Genomic DNA, 18,836 nt, shown 5'->3' with positions numbered 1-18,836 from the left:
ACCGTTACTTCTGCTTGAAGATATCCAGTCCGACGAAGTAGACGGAATCGTGTCGCTGGAAGGCATCGGCATAAATCGGCTTCGCATCGTCGAAGAACCGCTCGAGTATCACCTCGGCCTCTTTCACCTTGGCTTCGAACTTGTCAGGCGCTGCGTCAATCAGGGTCATCATCAAGCCGATGATGTTGGCGTAGAAATAGTTCATCGAGCCGATCAAGACACGATAGAGATGGCAATCACGGCTCATCAGCAAATAGAGCAGATAGTCGTGGTGACGCTGCATCATGGCCAGTATGTCATTGTGTTCGTATTTGACTGTCCGCCAGTCGGTACGCAACTTCTCAAGCAGATCGTCAAACAGCGTCACATTGAGCGCGGCATTGAAGTCAACGCTGGCCATGTCGAACGGCTGGAAGCTGCGCGCCATCAGCTCATCAAGCAAGGCGATCTTGTCCAGCTCCGGGCTGCTGACTTGCAGGGCATCCACCCGTTGAGGGATGGCGCCTTCAATGTAGGCCCCATCACTGCAATTCAGACAGCGCATATCCGGATGGCTTGTCAGCACGCGCGTCATGTTATGGATTGCCAGACCAAATAGATGATTGATCCGCACTTCCCCGCCAAAATTGCCCGGTGCCGGGAAAGTATCTTTCAGATTCTCGTTGTACTTGGCTTCTTTCTTCTCGTTGTAATAGAGACTCAGAGTGGAGTGATGCTTGTCTGCGTATTTGTAACCATTGTCGATTCCGAACAGGTATACCTGTTTGAACCCGAGCAACGCCGCATAATTGAGGCCGGTGTTGCCAACGAAGGGGTTGGAGAATTCAATGGACTCATACTCGAAAGCCTGACCAAACCGGCTGACCAGCATTGCAAACATGGGCTCGTTGGGCTTGAAGGTCAGCCCCGTCTTGCGGAAGAAGGTCTTGCACTCGGGGTGGATCACGTCGACGCTGAGGAAGACCGCATCCTTGAGGAAATCATCCGCATTGAGGATGCGCAGGAAATCCGCCGAGCTCTTGGTGCGCTCCACCGCCACGTAGATGTCCGGCTTGATGCCCGCCTTGTGCAGCGCACTGACGGCCGTGCCACAGGCAATGATGATGGCTTGCCGTTGATGCTGCCGGATGAATTCGATGCTCTGATCCAGCGACGGACCATTGCCGACCACGAATACCGGCACCTGCTCGACCAATGAGGTATCCCGCTCCCTTTTCAGGAACGGAGTACCATCCTGCAGATGGGTGTGACTGTGAGCCAGCGCATAAATATTGTCATCAAAGAACCCCCAACCCGTCTTGAGCAGATACAGCTCGCTTTCAGCCTTGTCGATCAAGGCATGCAGCTTGGGTGAGTGGTAATGACAAAACGAGAAATAGCTCGCCGACCAGAATGCTCCTTTACGATGCAGCGCCTCCATCATGTCGGCAACCAGCAGCTGTTCATCGACACCGATGAACAGGTGCAGACTCAGTGACTCCTGCTCCATGTACTCGAGCAACTTGTGCCAATCGAAGCAATAGAGCGAGGCATAGAACATATCGAGGTCGGGCTCGAAGGCAAACAGATTCCGAACCCGGCACTGCTCATACAGGTAGCCCAGCTGATAACCCAGTCCGATCCCGTACATGAAGGACAAGGGAATGTCGGCATCCAGCACCTTGCGAAGCGGCAAGCCTTCCAGCGACACATTCTCCTTGAGCTCGGAGATGGCATTGTTGTAGGCGATATGGATCTGCCCTTCCAGATACCACTGAGGCTCGAAGTCGATACATTGCAATACGCTCTGATCAATTACCTCGGTAATCTGGGCCTGTGCTTCGGCAAAGGGATCATCGCCATAGAGGGAGACATCATCGTCCAGCCAAAGAACATTTGGAATGCCGTTCTCGTTGCAGAAAAAGCGGAAGGGTCTGACCGGCTGATATTCTTTGAAAAATGCATGTATTCCGGGCATATATTTTTCAAAGGCAGCCATATTGAGTTCATGTCGAACGGGCAGCACCTCCAGCATGGCGGCTTCCTGCTCTTTCTGCCTGGCTAGACGGGAGAGCTCATGTTCGGCATCTTTGATGTTCTTGTTAAAATCCATTCGGTACTCAACCCGCATTCATCTTGTAAAGGCCCGCCACGCGACCAGCCTTGGAAAATTGGCGCAATTCATCCTCTGCCAGATGTTTCGCATTCGTTATCAGTGCATGGATCATGTGAAACTGAGACAGGGCTTGCTGCTGCTCCACATCGAGTTGGCTGTCAGTGGGGATATGCTCGAAGACCTCGTTCAAGGCAGCGAGATAGTGCTCCATTTGCACTTCCGCTGCCGCCAGCTCATTTTGCTCCAACAGCAACCGCAAGCGGCTGCCGTGGTTCATCAAGCCGGATAGCTTGGCATCATTCATTCCACACGACCTGCTTTTTGCTGGGCAATGGCCTTGTCGCGCTCTTCGACCGGAATCGCATCCCAGCCACTCTTGACCGTCAGCATCAGGTTCATCACCTCGTCGATGGCGGCCATGTCCATGTCACGACTGGCATCCATCATGCGCACCTTCATGTAGTCGTAGAGCGCAAACAGATCTTCCGGCACCTTGCCATAGGAGAGGTCCAGCGAATCCTGCAGACCGTTGATAATGGCCATGGTTTTGGAGATGGACTGGGACTTGGCTTCGAAATCACGACGTTCAATGGCGCCACGGGCCTGGGCAAGCCGTTCGAGGCAACCTTGCATCAACAGCTGGATCACCCGGTAGGGATCCGCCACCGCCAGCTCGGACTGCAGATTCTGGGTGGTGTAAGCCTTGATATTTTTCCGATACATAAGAGGCACGGCTCCTGACTACGTATTAATTCGTTTTGGTATTGAGCAGATTCAGATAAGAGGCCGACTTGTTCATCTTGGCCAGCATGCTGTCCAGGCTGCCATAACGAGCCCGCAACGTCTCCTGATACTTGGTCAGCTGGGCGGTAACATCCGACTCCTTGCGGCTTACTTCGCGCAGATCGGAATTGAGCGAATCTTCCCGCTTGGCCAGCAGGCCGCCGGTCTTGGAGTAGGTTTCCAGCTGGCTGGCCAGCTTGCCTGCGACCCCATCCTTGCCGCCAAACACCGCAACCACCTGATCAAAGTTCTTGTCGATGGCCTCGCTGAACTTGGTATCGTCGATGGACAATACCCCCTTGTTGTCCATCTTGATACCCATCTGGAAAATCGTTGAATAGGTAGACGATTTTTGGGAGGGCTCGGTGATGAGGCCGTTCATCATGTTGACCACGGCACGCGTCGTCGCATCGCCTGCCAATGCACCGCCATCATTCTGGCTCTTCCCTGCCACGATCGAGTTGCGCTTGCCAAGATCATTGCTCTTCTTCACCAGCGCGTTGTAACCGTCGACAAAGCTCTTGACCATGTCCTTGATACCGGCCTTGTCGGTTGTCACATCGACCTTGTTCGAGCTGTAGGTCTTGACCGGATTACCATTGGTATCGGTGGTGGTCGTGCTATCCGACTCTCTGAGCACGGTCAGTTTGAGCCCAACTATGGTGCCGTCGAAGGTATTGGTCGCACTGGTCAGGGTGTTGCCATCTACCTTGATCTTGGCATCCTGAGCAGCCTGGCTTTGGGTCAACTTGGACACCAGGTTGTCGGTCAACTCAGTGGTGCTGCCGGTGATCTGCAGATCCTTGCCGTCGCCGCTAACCCCTGAGTCGATCATCAGCTTGGATTTGCCATCTGAGGTATTCATGATGTTGACGCTCAGACCGAAGTTGTCAGCGTCATTGTTGATCCGCTTGCGAATGGACTGCAGCGAGTCCCCCGCTTTGACATCCACATCGAAGGTCTTGTCGCCAGCCTTGAACGTCAACTTCCCGTCCTGGGTGATGAGGGGGGTCGTCGACGAGTCGAAGGTACCGTCAAATTTACTGGACTTCGCCAATTGTTCGACGCTGATGTCATATTGACCGTTGGAGGCCCCCGCCTTGCTCTCCACCTTGAGCACGGGTTTGTCCTTGTCCTGGGTAATGTTGATGGAGCGCTTGTTGAACGCATCATCCTTCGCCATGGCCTGCAGAGTGGTCACGAACGAGGCGATGGCAGACTTCAGCTGCCCCACTCCGGAGAGAGTGATTTGAGTGTTGGTCTTCTTGGTGGTGATGGGCTGCATCAGTTGTGCCTTTTTGGCATCGACACTGGCAGCAATCACTGACTCCAAATCGAGTCCGGAGCCGGCACCGGCAGACGTAATGGTGGGCATACTCTCTCTCCTCTTAATTTTTTCGTATCAGATCTCGTTATCGAGCAACAATCCGACCCGCGAACCACCGCCGGATACATCGCCCTCACGCAGATCCTTGATCCGCTTGCTGATGGCCAGCAGCTCCTCGCTCGGGATCTGCCGGATCATTGACTTGGTCTCGGCATCCACCACCTTGATGACCACCTGATCCAGATCCTTCTCAACACTGAAGTTGACAGTCCAGCCTTGCAACTTGCTGAACTCTTGCAAGTTTTGCACCTCATTTTCAATATCGGCATTGGACACGCCCTGTTTGGCGGTTTTTTCACCAGTCAGAGCATCCTGCTGTTTTTTTACATCCTGTTGTGCCGTCACCCGCTGCTCTTCCGTCGTGCCAGATAGCACTTGAGCGGCCGATTGGCCGCTCTTGCTACTTGACTGAAGAGAAGAAGGAGTGACCGATGACGGGATCCCAATTTCATTGGCCATATCGTCGCTCCTTTTACTTTCTCATCACTGCTGTTCTGTTAGCCCAGCAGGGACAGAGCAGATTGCGGTCTTTGGTTGGCTTGCGCCAGGATGCTGGACGCTGCCTGTTGCAGAATGTTCTGCTTGGTCAGGTTGGCTGTCTCGGTCGCAAAGTCTGCGTCACGGATACGAGAACGTGCAGCGCTCAGGTTTTCAGAGACGTTGGACTGGTTGCGGATGGTGGAGTCAAACCGGTTCTGCACCGCACCCAATTCTGCCCGCTTGCTGTCCACTGCCTTGATCATGAAGTCAAGGTTGGCCATGGCAGTCTGTGCATCCTTCGCAGTACTGATGCTGCTGACGCTGGTAGAAGTCACGGCGCTCGTGCCCTTGGTCACGGTATAAGGTTCGCCAGTGGCGCTGGTCGCAACGGTCGCACTGCCCTTGGTCGACTTAGCAATACCGCTGATGGTGAACGCAGAAGTCATCTTGAAGGTGATGGTCTGACCGGCGTCAGCCCCTACTTGGAACGAACCCTTGTAGGTACCATCCAGCAGTTTTTGACCACCAAAGGTGGTGTCGTTGGAGATCCGGTTGATCTCGGTGGTCAGCTGGTCAAATTCCTGCTGCAGTGCAGTACGGTCATCGGTGTTGTTGGAGCCGTTGGCGGATTGTTGTGCCAGCGTGCGCATGCGTTGCAGCATGCTGGTAACTTCGTCCATGGCCCCTTCAGCCGTTTGCGCGACGGAAATACCGTCGTTGGCGTTGCGGTTACCTTGATCCAGGCCGTTGATCTGGGAGGTCAAACGGTTGGAGATCTGCAAGCCGGCAGCATCGTCCTTGGCGGTGTTGATACGCAGACCGGAAGCCAGTCTGGTATAGGACGTATCCAGAGACTTGTTGGTGTTCATCAGGTTACGCTGGGCGTTCAGTGATGAAGTATTCGTGTTGATGTACATGGCCATAAAATATTCTCCCGAAGAACATGCGACTGCGGGTTGCGCCGCCAAAGCGGCGTCCCACCGTTAGAAGAACAGGTTGAACGAGCCTGATTCTTCTGGCGGGTGTCTGTTTGAACGGACAGGTCACCCGCAGTAGTGCAAACGTTGGATTCCGAACACCCCTCGATTGCTTCACTTTATTTAACGGCAGCACGGCGACAAGCTTTAGGAAAATAATTGCCGAAGGCGGCAAGTTTTATCCGGCAAGCGGCAAGGTGAAAGCAGGCCATCCCCGGTGAGTGGGAGCAGAGCCTAAAGCTGGCGTGACAGAGATGGAATCTGAGTGTTGGCACAGTTTGTGCTTTGATATGGGGGAGTGGCGTCAATTTGACGGCACAATAAAAAGAGGCCGGAAAATCCGGCCTAAAACGAGCATACGCTCAGGAGAATATGACCAAGCGTGACAGAACTGAACAGCTGTACAACACTTGGCTTTACTAGTAGAGAATAGATTCTCTCCCGATAGAACAGAGTGCGAACCGAACACCCCTTTGTTCCATCTCTTGACCAGGGCGGCCTGAACAACCGCCCTGTTTTCTTTTATCAGCCCTGCAGCAGGGAGAGTGCTGATTGCGGACGCTGGTTTGCCTGAGACAGTATGGTTGAGGCTGCCTGCTGCAGAATGTTCTGCTTGGTCAGGTTGGCAGTCTCGGTCGCGAAGTCTGCGTCGCGGATCCGTGAACGGGCGGCACTGACGTTTTCAGAGACGTTCGCCTGGTTGCGAATGGTCGAATCGAACCGGTTCTGCACCGCACCCAGTTCGGCACGCTTGCTATCCACCACTTTAATCATGTAATCCAGGTTGGCCATGGCCGATTGTGCATCTTTGGCGGTAGTGATACTCCCAATACTGGTTGTAGTCACTGTCCCACTCGAGTTCTTCGCCACAGAATAGGGCTCACCGGTAGTTGTTGTTGTAACTGTAGCGTTACCTTTCGTTGCTGATGCCATACCAGATATGCTGAAAGCCGTGGTCATCCGGAACGTGATGGTCTGACCGGCATCAGCCCCGACCTGGAAGGAGCCCACATAGCCACCATTGAGCAGATTCTGGCCACCGAAGGTGGTGTCTTTGGACACCCGGTCGATTTCAGTCGTCAGCTGAGTGTACTCTTGCTGCAACGCGGTACGGTCATCTGTGTTGTTGGAGCCGTTGGCAGATTGCTGGGCCAGGGTACGCATCCGTTGCAGCATGGAGGTGATTTCCTCCATGGCGCCTTCCGCGGTCTGGGCGACGGAGATACCGTCGTTGGCGTTGCGGTTGCCCTGATCCAGACCATTGATCTGGGAGGTCAAACGGTTGGAAATCTGCAGACCGGCGGCATCGTCTTTGGCGCTGTTGATGCGCAGACCGGATGCCAGACGGGTGTAGGATGTATCCAGAGATTTGTTGGTGTTCATCAGGTTACGCTGAGCGTTGAGCGATGAAACGTTCGTATTGATATAAAGACCCATGACTATTCTCCTAAGCTATTAAATTTACTATTTAATTTGCTCGAACTTTATTGTCTTTTCTGTTCGATGCTTCTTATTTAACGGCCTCTTTTTCGATGTCTTTAGCATTATTTTCAACGCTTCATCGCATTAACGCCGCTTACCCTATATATCGGCATGTTCCGGCTGAACTTGAGGAAAAAAGTGCCCTGTTTTGCTCATTGAATTCATCAGGCTTGCGACAACGGGCCGGGCGCAGGTCTATGTCCACCTCCCCTGCGACATGACGCCGCTCAGATGCATCGCGCTGGCTGGTGCCATTGCAGCCGAGAAAAACTGGGTCTGGCTCCCACTTCTTGCAGGCAGCCATTGGTCAGACGCCGCAATCCCCCCTAAAATCGCGGCCCCATCAACAATTGGACGTGAGTTGTTCTCCATGCAGACACTGGTTGAGCAGATTGTTTACATCAGCGACATGTTTGGTACTGCGGTATTCGCGTTTTCGGGCGTACTAGTGGCGGGCCGTCTCAGGATGGACGGTTTTGGTGTCATGGTGTTGGCGGCGGTCACCGCCATCGGCGGCGGCACCATCCGCGACATGATCCTGGGGGCCACCCCGGTCTTCTGGGTACGTGACCCCCTCTACATCTGGGTGGTGATCGCCACGGCACTGATCGGCATGTGGATGGTCAAGCTGCCCCGTCGCATGCCCTGGTACGTGTTGCCGGTCGCCGACGCCTTCGGGCTGGCGCTCTTTACCGTGATCGGGGCACAGAAAGCCCTCAACTTTGGTACATCGGGGCTGATCGCCGTATTGATGGGCACCATGACAGGGGTGGCCGGCGGCATGATCAGGGACGTGCTGGCCCGGGAGGTGCCCATGGTGCTGCAAAAGGAGATCTATGCCACCGCCTGCATTCTGGGGGGGATCCTCTATACCCTGGCGCTGGAGATAGACGTGGATCGGGTGACCGCCATGCTCATCTGCATGACGGCGGTGTTTGGTTTACGGGTGGCCGCCATCTACTGGCATCTGTCACTGCCTACCTTCTCGCTGCAGCGCAATTGACCTCACAACCGGCGTCAGGTCGCACTCCCGGCCCGGTTGCGTTGAACCAAGCAGGCTTTTCTGTTGTCATAGGATGCAGTGTTGTAAGCCGGAATCCCTCATGCAAAAACTTGGACTCATCGCATCACTGTTACTGATGAATGTGGCAACGGCGCAGGCTGAAGCCCAGGTACTGTTTGGTCGGCTCGCGTCCACCCCGGTGCAGCAGTTCAACCAGCAGATCCGTCAGGCAAGCACCGCCCAGCAGAGCTGGGTCAATGACTATCGTGAAGTGGCCCTGCGTTTCGTCGGCCACAGCGACATACCCAGTCGCATCCAGGCGCAGCAGCTGGACAACGATCTGGTGCTCTCGGTCGCCCTCGATGGCACCAAGAGCGACATGATCTACATCCTGACCCTGTTTCGCAGCAACAACCTGTGGCAGATGCGCCAGGCGGAAATGGGATGGCGCTGCCAGGGGCAGTCCACCTTTACCCCGGTCCCCTGCCCTTGAGCCTCAACCTGCAAGTGAAATAAAAAAATCCGGCACATTGGCCGGATTTTTTTATGCATGCGTGAGCGTCACCTTACGGACGGTACACCTTGACGTTGGCAAAGCCCTTCTCTTTCAGATAGAGCGCCTGCAGCTTGCTCATCACGCCGCGATCACAGTAGAGCAGGTAGGTCTTCTCTTTCGGCAGGTCGCCAAAGGCGGTGGCCAGCTTGAAGAAGGGAATATGCATGACCTCACGCCCTTCCACCAGCAACGGCTTCTCGTCGTGCTCATCCATGGAGCGGATATCGAGGATCACCTCGTTGTCACCGCTCTCGGCGGTGGTCTCCACTTCCTGCACTTCGGCAGCAGTCTCTTCACCGATGCGACGAATGTCGAGGTAACGGGCCTCGGCCACCACCTTGTCCAGAATGGCGAAGTCGAAGTTGCCCTCTTCCTCTTCAATACGGGCCAGATCGGCCTTCACGGTCGGCTTCTTGGAGATGACACCGCAATACTCCGGCATGGTCTCAGCGAACTCCAGGGTACCGATGCGGCGCGCTTCGCTGATGATGTCCGGCTTGTCCCAGGTGATGAGCGGGCGCAGGATCACCTTGTCGGTCACCCGGTCGATGACGTTCAGGTTGGTGAGGGTCTGGCTGGAGACCTGACCCACGCACTCACCGGTCACCAGCGCCGGGATCTGGAACTCGTCGGCCACCTTGGCGGCGGCGCGCATCATCATCCGCTTGAGCACCACGCCCATCTGGCCGTTGTCGATCTTCTCGAGGATCTCGGCCACCACAGGCTCGAAGTCCACCGCGGTGAAACGCACCCGGTGGGAGGAGCCGAAACGGTTCCACAGGTGATAGGCTACCTGCTTGACGCCGATCTCGTGAGCGGCACCACCCAGGTTGAAGAAGCAGTAGTGCACCCGGCAGCCGCGCTTGATGAACTGGAAGGAGGCCACACCCGAGTCAAAACCGCCGGAGATAAGGCTCAGCACGTCTTCCTGGGTGGCGATGGGCATGCCGCTCAAGCCCTGATGGATGGCGCTGACAATGAACAGCTCCTCGCCGTCGATCTCGAGGTTGATCTTCACGTCCGGGTTCTTGAGACGCACGCCGTTGCTCACGCAGTGCTGGTTCAGACCGCCGCCCACGTAGCGCTCGATCTCGAGCGAGGAGAACTCGTGCTTGCCGTGGCGCTTGGCGCGCACGCAGAAGGTCTTGCCCTCGAGCTGATCACCCCAGACGGCCTTCACCTGCTCGAAGATGTCGTGCAGGTCGGTAAACTTGCTGGCTTGCACCTCGAGGAAGGCCTGAATGCCGGGAATGCAGGCCAGGGCTTCGATGGCCTGTTCACGGAACTGGTCATTGCGGGAGCTCACGATCAGCTTGTCCCAATCCATCCGCACCCGGGCATCGTCGTCGAAGCGGCGCAGGACATTGCGGATATTGCCCTGCAGGATCTTGATAAAGCGCTGGCGAACCGACTTGCTCTTGATGGTGATTTCCGGGAACAGCTTGATAATGAACTTCATGGTAATGACTCGGGTGACCTTGATTTAAGGGCGCGAATTATATCAGAACTTTGTGGCCAGCGCCTACTGGATGAGCGTTTGCTCACATTCCCCCACGCAATGTTTGCCGCAGCGAGGCAATCTTGCGTATATTCCCGAACCTGCGTCCCGGCAACATTCCTGACCACAGACCCATTCGATGAAGACCTACATCTACTACCCCGGCATGGAAGTGCGCGACGAGCTGTGGCTCAAGTTTGCCCTGCTCTATCTGGAGCGGCTCGCCTTCGTCTTCACCGTCAGTGAGAAAAGCGGCCTCACCGCCCTGCTGCAAACCCTCGAGCAGGAGACGGATCTGCTGGCCGAGCGGCCGGATGCCGCCTTCTTTGCCGCCATCACCCCCCAGATAGAGAGTCAGATTGCCGGCCTTGTCGCCCCCGACTTCGTCCGTCACAAGGTGTTTGGCAACAAGGAGCTGATCGGGCGCTGGCGCCAGCCTGCCAACCACGACTGCTTCTGCCCGGCCCAGGCGGGGCTGGAGCGGCTGCACGGTTTCTGTCTGGCTCACGGTTTTGCCAGCCGGGAGGAGGGCGGGTTCAGGATGGCTCGCCGCTTTGCCAACCTGCTCTCCATGCGGCTCGCCCGCGAGTGGGCGCTCGCCAATGAGGGGGCCCTCATCACCGATCACGACTATCTGGACCGGCTGCTCCACCTGCTCGAATCCCGCTACCACAACCGGGGGGGTCAGGATTGCTTCCACCTCGAAATCCCGCTGCAAGTGCCCACTCACTTGGCCGACATCCCGTTTGCAGAACTGATCGCCCTGCGCAGTCGCAGCGGCTTTCGCCAGCAGTTGGCCGAGTTCAATCAGGCGCTCGATGCCCTGCTCGCCATGCTGGGCAGCGGCTACGCAGAACCCACCGTGCTGACCCGCTTCGAGCAGGCCCAGCAGGGGCTCAACCAGCTGCTGGGGCCGCAGACCCAGAGTCTGCCGCTCACCACGCTCGTCAGTACTGGCTTACCGGCCATGGCGATGATCCATCGCCTCAAGGCGAGCCACCCGGACAGCAAGCTGGTGTTTCACTCCATCAAGAAGAGCCACTTCCACCAGCGCAAGAGTCAGCACTTCTTCACCCGGCTGGGTCAGGTCAAGCCCTGAGCCCGCTACGCCCTACCAGGGATTCGACAATCCGCTGACGATATCTGGCTATCCCCCGATATCGTCAATATTCTGACACGCCAATTAGGCACCGCCTCCCCCCTCAGGAGGGATTCTCCAGCCGAAACTCGATGCGATCGCTGTTGCCCGCCTCGTCCACCACCACCAGCTGGTAGCGACCCGCCTCGCTCAGCACCTGATCCCCGTCCCAGCGCAGCCGCTGACCGTTGAGAAACCAGGCCGCTTTGCCGACACCGCCCAGCACCTTGGGCTGCAGCCGATAGCGCTGGCTGCGAACAAGGTTGCCCTCCCCCAGCGCCACGATGCGAATGGGGGCCTGCAGCTCGGCGCTCTGCCCTTCCCCCGCACAGCCGCTGGCGAGCAGCGCCTGTCGTCGCTCGCCGGGCGTTCGCCACGGCTCCAGTGACAATGGCCAGAGCGCCCGAAAACCGGATTGCGTCGCATCCTGACAGCGGCTCAGAGTGGGTTTTCCCTGATCGGTCAACGCAACCTGGCGCAGCGGCGAGGGCCAGTCCATGGGATCCGGCAAGGTGGGAGGATCGCGCCCTTCCAGCAGCCAGGCACTCTGACGCTGCAGACAGGCCTCAGGCAGGGTCGCGCTCGCCTTGCGCCCCAGCGGCCAGCAAACTTCGGCCTCGCTCACCGTATTGGGTTGTGCCGGCAGGGGGCTGCTGTCAGCCAACCGCGAGTAGACCGAGAGCAGCAGCGGCACCGCCGCGCTCTGGCCGTAAAAACCGGGCATGGGGGTGCCATCGGGGCGCCCCAGCCAGACGCCGATGGTCCAGCGACCGGAGACCCCCATCGCCCAGCTGTCGCGATAGCCATAGCTGGTGCCGGTCTTCCAGGCCAGTCGGTTGACCCGGCCGGTCGCCTCGCTGGCAAAGGGCTGATCCGCCCGCCCCTGCGCGCTCAGGATCTGCCAGATGATCCAGGCCGCCCCCGGGCTCAGCAAGGGGCGCGACACCGCCTGCTGCCCCGCCAGCCAGACCGGCATAGCTACCTGTCCCTCACGGGTCAGCGCACTGTAGAGCGCCACCAGCTGCTCGAGTCGAATGCCCGCCGCCCCCAGCGCAATGGCTGGATTGGGTTTGTCGGAGAGCGCCAGCCGCACCCCGGCGTTGTCGAGGCGGCTGACCAGCTTGTCCGGTCCAAGCGCCTCCAACACCTGCACCGCCGGCACGTTGAGGGATTGCTGCAGCGCCTGGGCGAGGGTCACCGGCCCCTGAAAGGCGCCGGAAAAATTGGCGGGACGATAGTCAGACCCGAGCCTTGGAGCATCAGAGAGCAGGGAGGCCGAGTGCACCAGCCCCTCGTCCATGGCCAGACCGTAGATAAAGGGTTTCAGCGTAGAGCCGGGGGAGCGGATCGCCTGCACCATGTCCAGATAACCGTGGCGGCGCAAATTGCCATACTCGGCGCTGCCCACATAAGCACGCACTGCCATGGTTTTGTTGTCTACCAGCAGCAGGGCCGCGGAGGTCTGCTCGGGGAAGCGCCGGATATAGCTCGCCACCCGCCCCTCCAGCCAGCGCTGCAGATCGCCATCGATGGTGGTGTGCACCAGCGCCCCGGCCTGATTGTCGGCGGCGAGGCGGGCAAACAGCGGCGCCTCCATCGGCGTGAAGTGACCGCGGGCCAGCACCGGCTCGATACGCCCCTCCAGCCACGCCTGTTCCGGCCAGACGTCCTGCGCAACCAGCCGCTGCATCACCTTGTCACGGGCGGCGCGGGCCCGCTCGGGATGCCGGTCCGGCCGGTTGCGGCTGGGAGCCTGCGGCAGCACCGCCAACAGCGCAGCCTCGGCATAAGTCAGCTTGGCGGCGCTTTTGCCAAGGTAGGCAAAACTTGCCGCCTGCACCCCCTCCAGATTGCCGCCAAACGGCGCCCGGTTGAGGTAGACGGTGAGCAGGGTGCGCTTGTCGTAGTGCCACTCCAGCTGCAGCGCACGGGCCATCTGACGCAGCTTGCCGGGCACGCTCCTGTGATAGGGCTCGATAAGGCGGGCAACCTGCATGGTGAGGGTCGAGCCGCCCGACACGGCTCGCCCGTAGCGCAGCCACTGCCAGACCCCGCGCACCATGGCCACCGGATTGACCCCGGGATGACGCCAGAAATGGCGATCCTCGTAGCCAAGCAATGCCTCAATATAGCGAGGGGAGACCTGCTCCAGGGTCACGGGGTAGCGCCACACCCCGCTGGTATCGGCAAAGGCGCGCAGCGGTCGCCCCTTCATGTCGAGCACCACCCGCGCGTAGGCCGGGTCGAGTGGCGGCGGCGGAAAAATACGATCCAGCGCCAGCAATGACAGGAGTAGTGCTACAACGCCCAGCCCAGAAAAGCGCAGCCAGCGCGGCAGACAGCCAAGCCAGCGCCCGCCAGCGCGGCCTAATTTCAGCCAGCCACGCTGCCAGAAAGTGAGCGGGCGAACCCGCTCAAGGGAGGGGTCGTTGCCCAGAGAGCGTCTGCGACCCATCAAGCGCCAGCTACTCAGAGATAGTTACCTCGTGGATGTCCTCACCCACGGCCCTGAGCTCGGGGCGGTACATATCCTCCACCTGGGTCGGCGGCACCTGATAGCGGCCCGGCGTCACCGCCCGCATCAGGTAGACCAATTGCTGGTTGCTTCCCTCGCTCAGATCCAGCGCCGCCGTGTAGCGGTCATCGCGAAACTCCTGATGCTTGAGATAGTCGTTCCACTCGCTCTGCCACGCCGGTTTCCCCTCGATGGAGAGCTCTTCGAGCTTGATGCTGTTGCCAAGGGCCGGGTTCTCCAGCTCGAAGCCGGCCGGCACCATCTCCACCAGCAGGGCATCGGGCACCGCCGATTCACTGCTGACGTTGAGCCGCACCACCACCAGATCGCCGACCTTCACCTTGGCGGGATCAAACGGCTGACCGTCGCTATTGAACCAGCTGCGGGTCACGCTCATCCCCTTGCTGATCCGTGCCGGAGCCTGTTCGGGGTAACCTACCAGAGTGCGCTGCACATAGAGGGATCCCTTGCCCTCGTTGGTGACGGAGCTCGCCGCCAGCGCCTCGGGGGCACCCTGCTGCAACGGGGCCGAACCACTCAGGGATCCACTGCCAAGCGAGGAGGTCATCCTGGCCTGCCAGTCGACGGCCGGATCGAAACGGGCGAGTCGCAGCAGGGCGAGCCGCTCCTGAGTGCTGAGCCACTGACGGTGAGCCAGGGTATCGGCCACCTTGGCGCTGAGATCAGGCCAGCGATCCAAAGCCAGCTTGTGCTGGCGCAGCAGAGCGAGCTCGAGGGCTTCATCACGCAGCGGCGAGCCGTAATCCCCCAGATAGTCGTCCCCGCGCTCGGTCGCCAATGCCCGACTGAGGGCCTTGGCGGCGTTCTGCTCATCCCCCATGGCCGAGAGGGCCAGCGAGAGGTGCAAGAGCGGTAAACCGGAGCGGGCGTGATCGGCCTGCTGCTCCCAGACAAGGCGCAAGGTAGCGAGCGGTGCCTTGCCCACCCGGGCCAGCACATAGGCGCTGTAGGCCTGATAGGCCAGCCGGCTGTGCTCGGGGGCACTGCTCCAGCGCTCGCCGTACTGGCTGTCGGTGAGATAGCTTTGCAGCCGGTTCAGCGCCTGATTGAGCATCGCCTCCGGCACGGCATCGCCCGCCTCCTTGCGCGCCAGCAGGTAGTCGGCGGCATAAGCTGTGAGCCACTGCTCCTCGTCGGAGCGGCCATCCCAGAGGCCAAAACCGCCGCTTGGCAGTTGCAACCGCTGCAGCCGCTGCAGCAGGGCGCGTTGCACATCCGCCTCACTCGCCGCTTTCTTGCCCGCTGCCGGTTTGTTCCAGGCGGCGCGCTCATCCGCCGTGGTCAGCAAGTAAGGCCAGGCACGGGACAGGGTCTGCTCCAGACAGGCGTAGGGGTAGTCGGCCAGTGCCTGCCACTGGGCTGCCGGATCCCAGGGGGGGGTACCGGAGAGGCTGAGCAGTCCCTGCAGATTGCTGCGATCCAGCCCGGCCAGCTCAGCTGGCGCAAAACTCATCTGCTGACCGGGAGCCAGCATCTGGTAGCGCTGGCGAGTCTCGGCCGGCCAGGGGGAGCGCAGCGGCAGAGACCAGTCGCGACTGATGGCAAAATCCTTGCCGCTGGCCGCCAACTGCAGGCTTGCCACGCCGCTCGCTCCGATCACGGTGAGCGGCAGGGTCAGCCACTGCTCCTCGCCATTTTTAAGGAAAAGGGTGCCGGGCAGCTCGCCGTGTGCCTTGAGCCCGCCATTGAGGGTCCAGACAAGGGAGAGGGTCTGATCCTCGTCGCTCATGTTGCGCAGCTGCACCAGCGCCCGGGTCTCATCCCCTCTGGCGCCAAAGCGCGGCCAGCCGATCTCGGCCACCAAGGGCGCTACTACCTTGACGGCGCGCTCGGCCTCCCCGACTTGCTGTTCGTTCCAGGCCAGCGCCATCAGCGCCAACTCGCCGTTGAAGTTGGGCAAATCGAGCGGGATCACCGCCTTGCCGCTCTCATCAAAGCTCACCTCACCGCTCCACAGCGCAGCGATCTCGACCCGGCTCTCCAGCGCGCCGCCCTTTTTCAGCGGCGCCCGGTCCCCCCCATAGTTGAGGCGGGCCAGCTTGCCATCCTGCGGCGGGATCACCTGGCCGTAGTTGTCGAACAAATCTTGGGCGAAGCGCTTGCGGCCAAAGAAGATCTCGAACGGGTCGAGGGGTTGATAATCGCTGATATTGAGCACACCCCGATCCACCGCCGCCAGCACCACCCGCCCCTGACTGTTGGGACTGGAGGTGGCGGTCACCTCCAGCCGGGTGAGCGGCACCGCTTTGTCCGGCGCGCTCAGGGTAAGCGGCAGACGGCGCGCTTCCCGGTCCAGGGTGAGCGGCACCAGACCGACCGAGCGCAGGCTCTGCCCCTGCTGCTTGCCAGCCGGTTTGGAGGCGCTGTCTGGCGCGGCGATCTGGGCTGAAATGTGCAGATCGTGACGCTGCCATTCGGGGCTGACCGGGATCTCGAACTCGCCGCGGGCATCCTTGGCATCGCCATCGGCCCCCTTGAGCTCGATACGCTGCCACCAGCGCAGGCCGTCGCCATCTTCCACCATAAGCAACCCCTTGCCGGGGCGCGGGGCCACCAGGGTCACTTTGGCCTTGTCACCCGCCTGATAGGCGCGCTTGTCGAGGGTGATGGCAATCTTGTCAGGCCGCGCCTGCTCGCCACCGCCGCCCCAGGCGTAACTGCCTATTTCCACCCGCAGGCTCGATTGATGGCCCTGACTGTTCTCAACCTCCAACCGATACCAGCCCGCCGCCAGTTGCAGCGTGAGCGGGGTCGGCCCCTTGCCATCCAGCTGCAGGGTCTGCTCCTGCTCCAGATAGGGCTGGCTGTTGAACTCGTACTTCCACCCCTCGCCATCGGCGTAGTGCCAGTAGTAGTCGCGGTACTCGTTGATAAGGCGCACTTTCAACGCCCCCGCCACCGGTTGGCCCTTGTCATCGAGGTTGAGGATCTGAAAGGGGAGCGGCTTACCCCCCTCTACCCGATCGGCCACGAAGTCGGCCTTGAGTGCCGGCCACTGGCTGCCCATGGGCCAGCCATACTGGGTGCGGCTGCGATTGACGGCGCGACCGCCGGGCTCGGAGAGCGACACCCTATAGGCCACCTCCAGCGGCCCGAGGGCACGCACCCCATCGAGCTCATCAGCTAACGAAAAAGTCCCCTGCCCCTGCGCATCGAGGGTGAGGCTCCGCGGCTCAAGATCCTTGGCCTGCTCGGCGAGCAGCACGTCACCCAGGGTGAACTCCTGCCACTGGGTAAAGGGCATGGTGGCGCGGTTGATTTTCACCTCCGCCTTGGCCTTGGTCGCACTGGCCGGCGCGCCGTAGAGATAGTCCCCCTGCAGCTGCAGAGTGAGGGCGGCGTCCAGATCCGTGACTTCCCCATCCGCCCCCTTGCCAAGCTGCAGTTTCAGCCGCTCCGGCAGAAACTCCTCCACCAGAAAAGGCCACTCGAAGCGACTACCAGCAGCGGTCTTGAGGTTGATGGTCCAGCGCCCGAGCGGCGCATCATCCGGTAGACGCAGACCGTAGTGGGCAGCGCCAAGGCTGTCCGGTAGCAGGCGCTTTTGTTCGAGCAGTTGGCCATCCGGCTGCTTCACCTCCAGCTCCACCGCCATGCCCGGCAGCAGCTGGCCATCCTGGCCTTTTAGCAGGATCTCGCTGTCGAGCCGCTCGCCGGGGCGATAGAGATCGCGCCCGCTGAACAGATAGAGCTGCTGGGCCTGCCAGGGCTGGGTGCCAAGATCGAAGGTGGAGAGATCGAGCGCCGCCCCGTCGAGGCGCAGCACCGCCAGATGGTTGCCCTGCTCGGCCAGCAGCAGGCGGGCTCCCTGCACCTGATCGAAGCGGCGATGGCCCTGCGGATCGGTGGTTTGCACCTGCAGCCGGTTGCCCTTCTCGTCGAGCAGGGAGAGCTGCACATCCTTGAGCGGGTCGGCGCTGGCCAACGAGCTCACGAACACCTCCAGCTGATCGCGATAACGGCGGGCGCTAAGCCCCATGTCGCTCACCGCAAAATAGGTGGTCTCCTTGCGCCAGTCGTAGTTGCCAAGGGGCGACATCACCGCAAAGTAGACGCCGGCCTCGGCCAGCTGCGGCTCCTTCACATTGATGAGGCGGGTCTCGCGCCGGTTGGCATCGAGTTCCAGCGCGTAACGGCCGCTGAATACCCGCTTGGCCCGCTTGGTGATCTGCTCAAGCTCCCAGTTGCCCATGCCAGCACCGGGGCGATACTCGGCCAGGAAACGGGGCAGATATTCCGCATTGACCCGAAAGAAGTCGATATTGACCTCATCCACGTTGACTGCACTGATGGGCAGGCGCAGCTCGTCGCGCAGCGGTAATACCATGCCGCTGGCGGTAAAGGAGGCTCCCGCCTCCAGCGGCCGGGTCTTGAGGGTCCAGCGCTGGGGGGATGGGCCCAGCCCCGCCTTGAGGCTCACCTCGTAACTTTTATCGGGCTGGACGTTCGGGAAATAGAGGGTGCGGCCATCATCGGCGAGGATCCACTCCCCCTGCACCTGCTTGCCCCCTTCGCTGACCCCGAGCCAGCTCTGCCAGTTGGCCTTGGGGGTCAGAGGGCCGGAGAAGACCAGCGCCAGCGCCGGGGCATCGCGGTATTGGCGGGCATTCGCCTGCACTACGGCGCTTGGTGTGCCCGCTTCCTGCTGCGTGGCAGCCGCTTGCGTGGTCGGCTCATTGGCGACAGGCTTGTCGGGGCCGCAGCCGCTCAGCAGCAGCGCCGTGAGCCCCGCCAGCAGCAGGGCCGGCCAGCGGCATCCGGGGACGGCCACCTGTTGTGGTGAGGAACAAGAGAAGCGAGGGTGAGAGTCAACGCGGCGCATAAATGTCATCCCTGATTGGCTCGCTGCCAGTGCAGCGCAATAGCCAACAGGATAAGGGATCAGGCTCGCTTGACACAAA

13 protein-coding genes are annotated in these 18,836 nt (G+C 60.0%); 3 read left to right on the top strand and 10 right to left on the bottom strand.

Annotated features, from left to right (window positions below; genetic code table 11):
- Window positions 1–4 precede the first annotated feature (4 nt).
- The 7 genes from AB5Y95_RS01550 to flaA form a co-directional block, all read right to left on the bottom strand.
- Complete coding sequence (locus AB5Y95_RS01550) at window positions 5–2,092, bottom strand: 6-hydroxymethylpterin diphosphokinase MptE-like protein (protein WP_368159393.1); 2,088 nt, start codon at window positions 2,090–2,092, stop codon at window positions 5–7.
- A gap of 7 nt (window positions 2,093–2,099) precedes the next feature.
- Window positions 2,100–2,399 carry a hypothetical protein gene (locus AB5Y95_RS01545; RefSeq protein ID WP_244365091.1) on the bottom strand — a complete coding sequence of 100 codons (300 nt, stop codon included), beginning with the start codon at window positions 2,397–2,399 and terminating at the stop codon, window positions 2,100–2,102.
- Window positions 2,396–2,818: a flagellar export chaperone FliS gene (fliS, locus tag AB5Y95_RS01540; protein ID WP_244365090.1), complete on the bottom strand. Its 423-nt coding sequence runs from the start codon at window positions 2,816–2,818 to the stop codon at window positions 2,396–2,398. The genes AB5Y95_RS01545 and fliS overlap by 4 nt, the downstream gene beginning before the upstream one ends.
- 25 nt (window positions 2,819–2,843) lie before the next feature.
- The gene (gene fliD, locus AB5Y95_RS01535) at window positions 2,844–4,253 is read right to left on the bottom strand and encodes a flagellar filament capping protein FliD (RefSeq protein ID WP_368159392.1); all 1,410 of its coding nucleotides are present in this window, start codon (window positions 4,251–4,253) and stop codon (window positions 2,844–2,846) included.
- A gap of 27 nt (window positions 4,254–4,280) precedes the next feature.
- Window positions 4,281–4,724, bottom strand: a complete 444-nt coding sequence (locus AB5Y95_RS01530) for a flagellar protein FlaG (protein WP_244365088.1) — start codon at window positions 4,722–4,724, stop codon at window positions 4,281–4,283.
- 38 nt (window positions 4,725–4,762) lie between these two features.
- Window positions 4,763–5,668: a flagellin gene (gene flaB / locus AB5Y95_RS01525; RefSeq protein ID WP_244365087.1), complete on the bottom strand. Its 906-nt coding sequence runs from the start codon at window positions 5,666–5,668 to the stop codon at window positions 4,763–4,765.
- A gap of 579 nt (window positions 5,669–6,247) precedes the next feature.
- Window positions 6,248–7,159 carry a flagellin gene (gene flaA / locus AB5Y95_RS01520; protein ID WP_244365086.1) on the bottom strand — a complete coding sequence of 304 codons (912 nt, stop codon included), beginning with the start codon at window positions 7,157–7,159 and terminating at the stop codon, window positions 6,248–6,250.
- A 415-nt stretch (window positions 7,160–7,574) separates the two neighbouring features.
- Here flaA and AB5Y95_RS01515 point away from each other — a divergent pair, with 415 nt between their 5' ends.
- Window positions 7,575–8,207: a trimeric intracellular cation channel family protein gene (locus AB5Y95_RS01515; RefSeq protein WP_017779902.1), complete on the top strand. Its 633-nt coding sequence runs from the start codon at window positions 7,575–7,577 to the stop codon at window positions 8,205–8,207.
- Window positions 8,208–8,307: 100 nt separating this feature from the next.
- Complete coding sequence (locus tag AB5Y95_RS01510) at window positions 8,308–8,700, top strand: hypothetical protein (RefSeq protein WP_005299659.1); 393 nt, start codon at window positions 8,308–8,310, stop codon at window positions 8,698–8,700.
- Between the two features lie 73 nt (window positions 8,701–8,773).
- On the opposite strand, the gene thiI is transcribed toward AB5Y95_RS01510, so the two are convergent.
- Complete coding sequence (gene thiI / locus AB5Y95_RS01505; protein ID WP_025201851.1) at window positions 8,774–10,222, bottom strand: tRNA uracil 4-sulfurtransferase ThiI; 1,449 nt, start codon at window positions 10,220–10,222, stop codon at window positions 8,774–8,776.
- Between the two features lie 178 nt (window positions 10,223–10,400).
- Between thiI and AB5Y95_RS01500 the strand changes: the two genes are divergently transcribed.
- Complete coding sequence (locus tag AB5Y95_RS01500) at window positions 10,401–11,360, top strand: hypothetical protein (RefSeq protein WP_025201852.1); 960 nt, start codon at window positions 10,401–10,403, stop codon at window positions 11,358–11,360.
- Between the two features lie 103 nt (window positions 11,361–11,463).
- Here AB5Y95_RS01500 and pbpC read toward each other — a convergent pair whose 3' ends face one another.
- Together pbpC and AB5Y95_RS01490 are read right to left on the bottom strand one after the other, a co-directional pair.
- Window positions 11,464–13,854, bottom strand: coding sequence for a penicillin-binding protein 1C (gene pbpC, locus AB5Y95_RS01495; protein ID WP_368159391.1), 2,391 nt, complete (start codon window positions 13,852–13,854; stop codon window positions 11,464–11,466).
- A 10-nt stretch (window positions 13,855–13,864) separates the two neighbouring features.
- Window positions 13,865–18,835, bottom strand: a complete 4,971-nt coding sequence (locus tag AB5Y95_RS01490; protein ID WP_368159390.1) for an alpha-2-macroglobulin — start codon at window positions 18,833–18,835, stop codon at window positions 13,865–13,867.
- Window position 18,836 lies beyond the last annotated feature (1 nt).

Origin of the sequence: Aeromonas sp. R5-3 (assembly GCF_040908225.1) — a bacterium.
GTDB lineage: Bacteria > Pseudomonadota > Gammaproteobacteria > Enterobacterales > Aeromonadaceae > Aeromonas > Aeromonas dhakensis.
Note: the sequence above shows the minus strand (reverse complement) of the source record. Positions and strands in the feature narration are given on the sequence as shown.

Coding starts and splice junctions, on each gene's coding strand:
- AB5Y95_RS01550 (WP_368159393.1), bottom strand. CDS start 2,092: ATGGATTTTAACAAGAACATCAAAGATGCCGAACATGAGCTCTCCCGT.
- AB5Y95_RS01545 (WP_244365091.1), bottom strand. CDS start 2,399: ATGAATGATGCCAAGCTATCCGGCTTGATGAACCACGGCAGCCGCTTG.
- fliS (WP_244365090.1), bottom strand. CDS start 2,818: ATGTATCGGAAAAATATCAAGGCTTACACCACCCAGAATCTGCAGTCC.
- fliD (WP_368159392.1), bottom strand. CDS start 4,253: ATGCCCACCATTACGTCTGCCGGTGCCGGCTCCGGACTCGATTTGGAG.
- AB5Y95_RS01530 (WP_244365088.1), bottom strand. CDS start 4,724: ATGGCCAATGAAATTGGGATCCCGTCATCGGTCACTCCTTCTTCTCTT.
- flaB (WP_244365087.1), bottom strand. CDS start 5,668: ATGGCCATGTACATCAACACGAATACTTCATCACTGAACGCCCAGCGT.
- flaA (WP_244365086.1), bottom strand. CDS start 7,159: ATGGGTCTTTATATCAATACGAACGTTTCATCGCTCAACGCTCAGCGT.
- AB5Y95_RS01515 (WP_017779902.1), top strand. CDS start 7,575: ATGCAGACACTGGTTGAGCAGATTGTTTACATCAGCGACATGTTTGGT.
- AB5Y95_RS01510 (WP_005299659.1), top strand. CDS start 8,308: ATGCAAAAACTTGGACTCATCGCATCACTGTTACTGATGAATGTGGCA.
- thiI (WP_025201851.1), bottom strand. CDS start 10,222: ATGAAGTTCATTATCAAGCTGTTCCCGGAAATCACCATCAAGAGCAAG.
- AB5Y95_RS01500 (WP_025201852.1), top strand. CDS start 10,401: ATGAAGACCTACATCTACTACCCCGGCATGGAAGTGCGCGACGAGCTG.
- pbpC (WP_368159391.1), bottom strand. CDS start 13,854: ATGGGTCGCAGACGCTCTCTGGGCAACGACCCCTCCCTTGAGCGGGTT.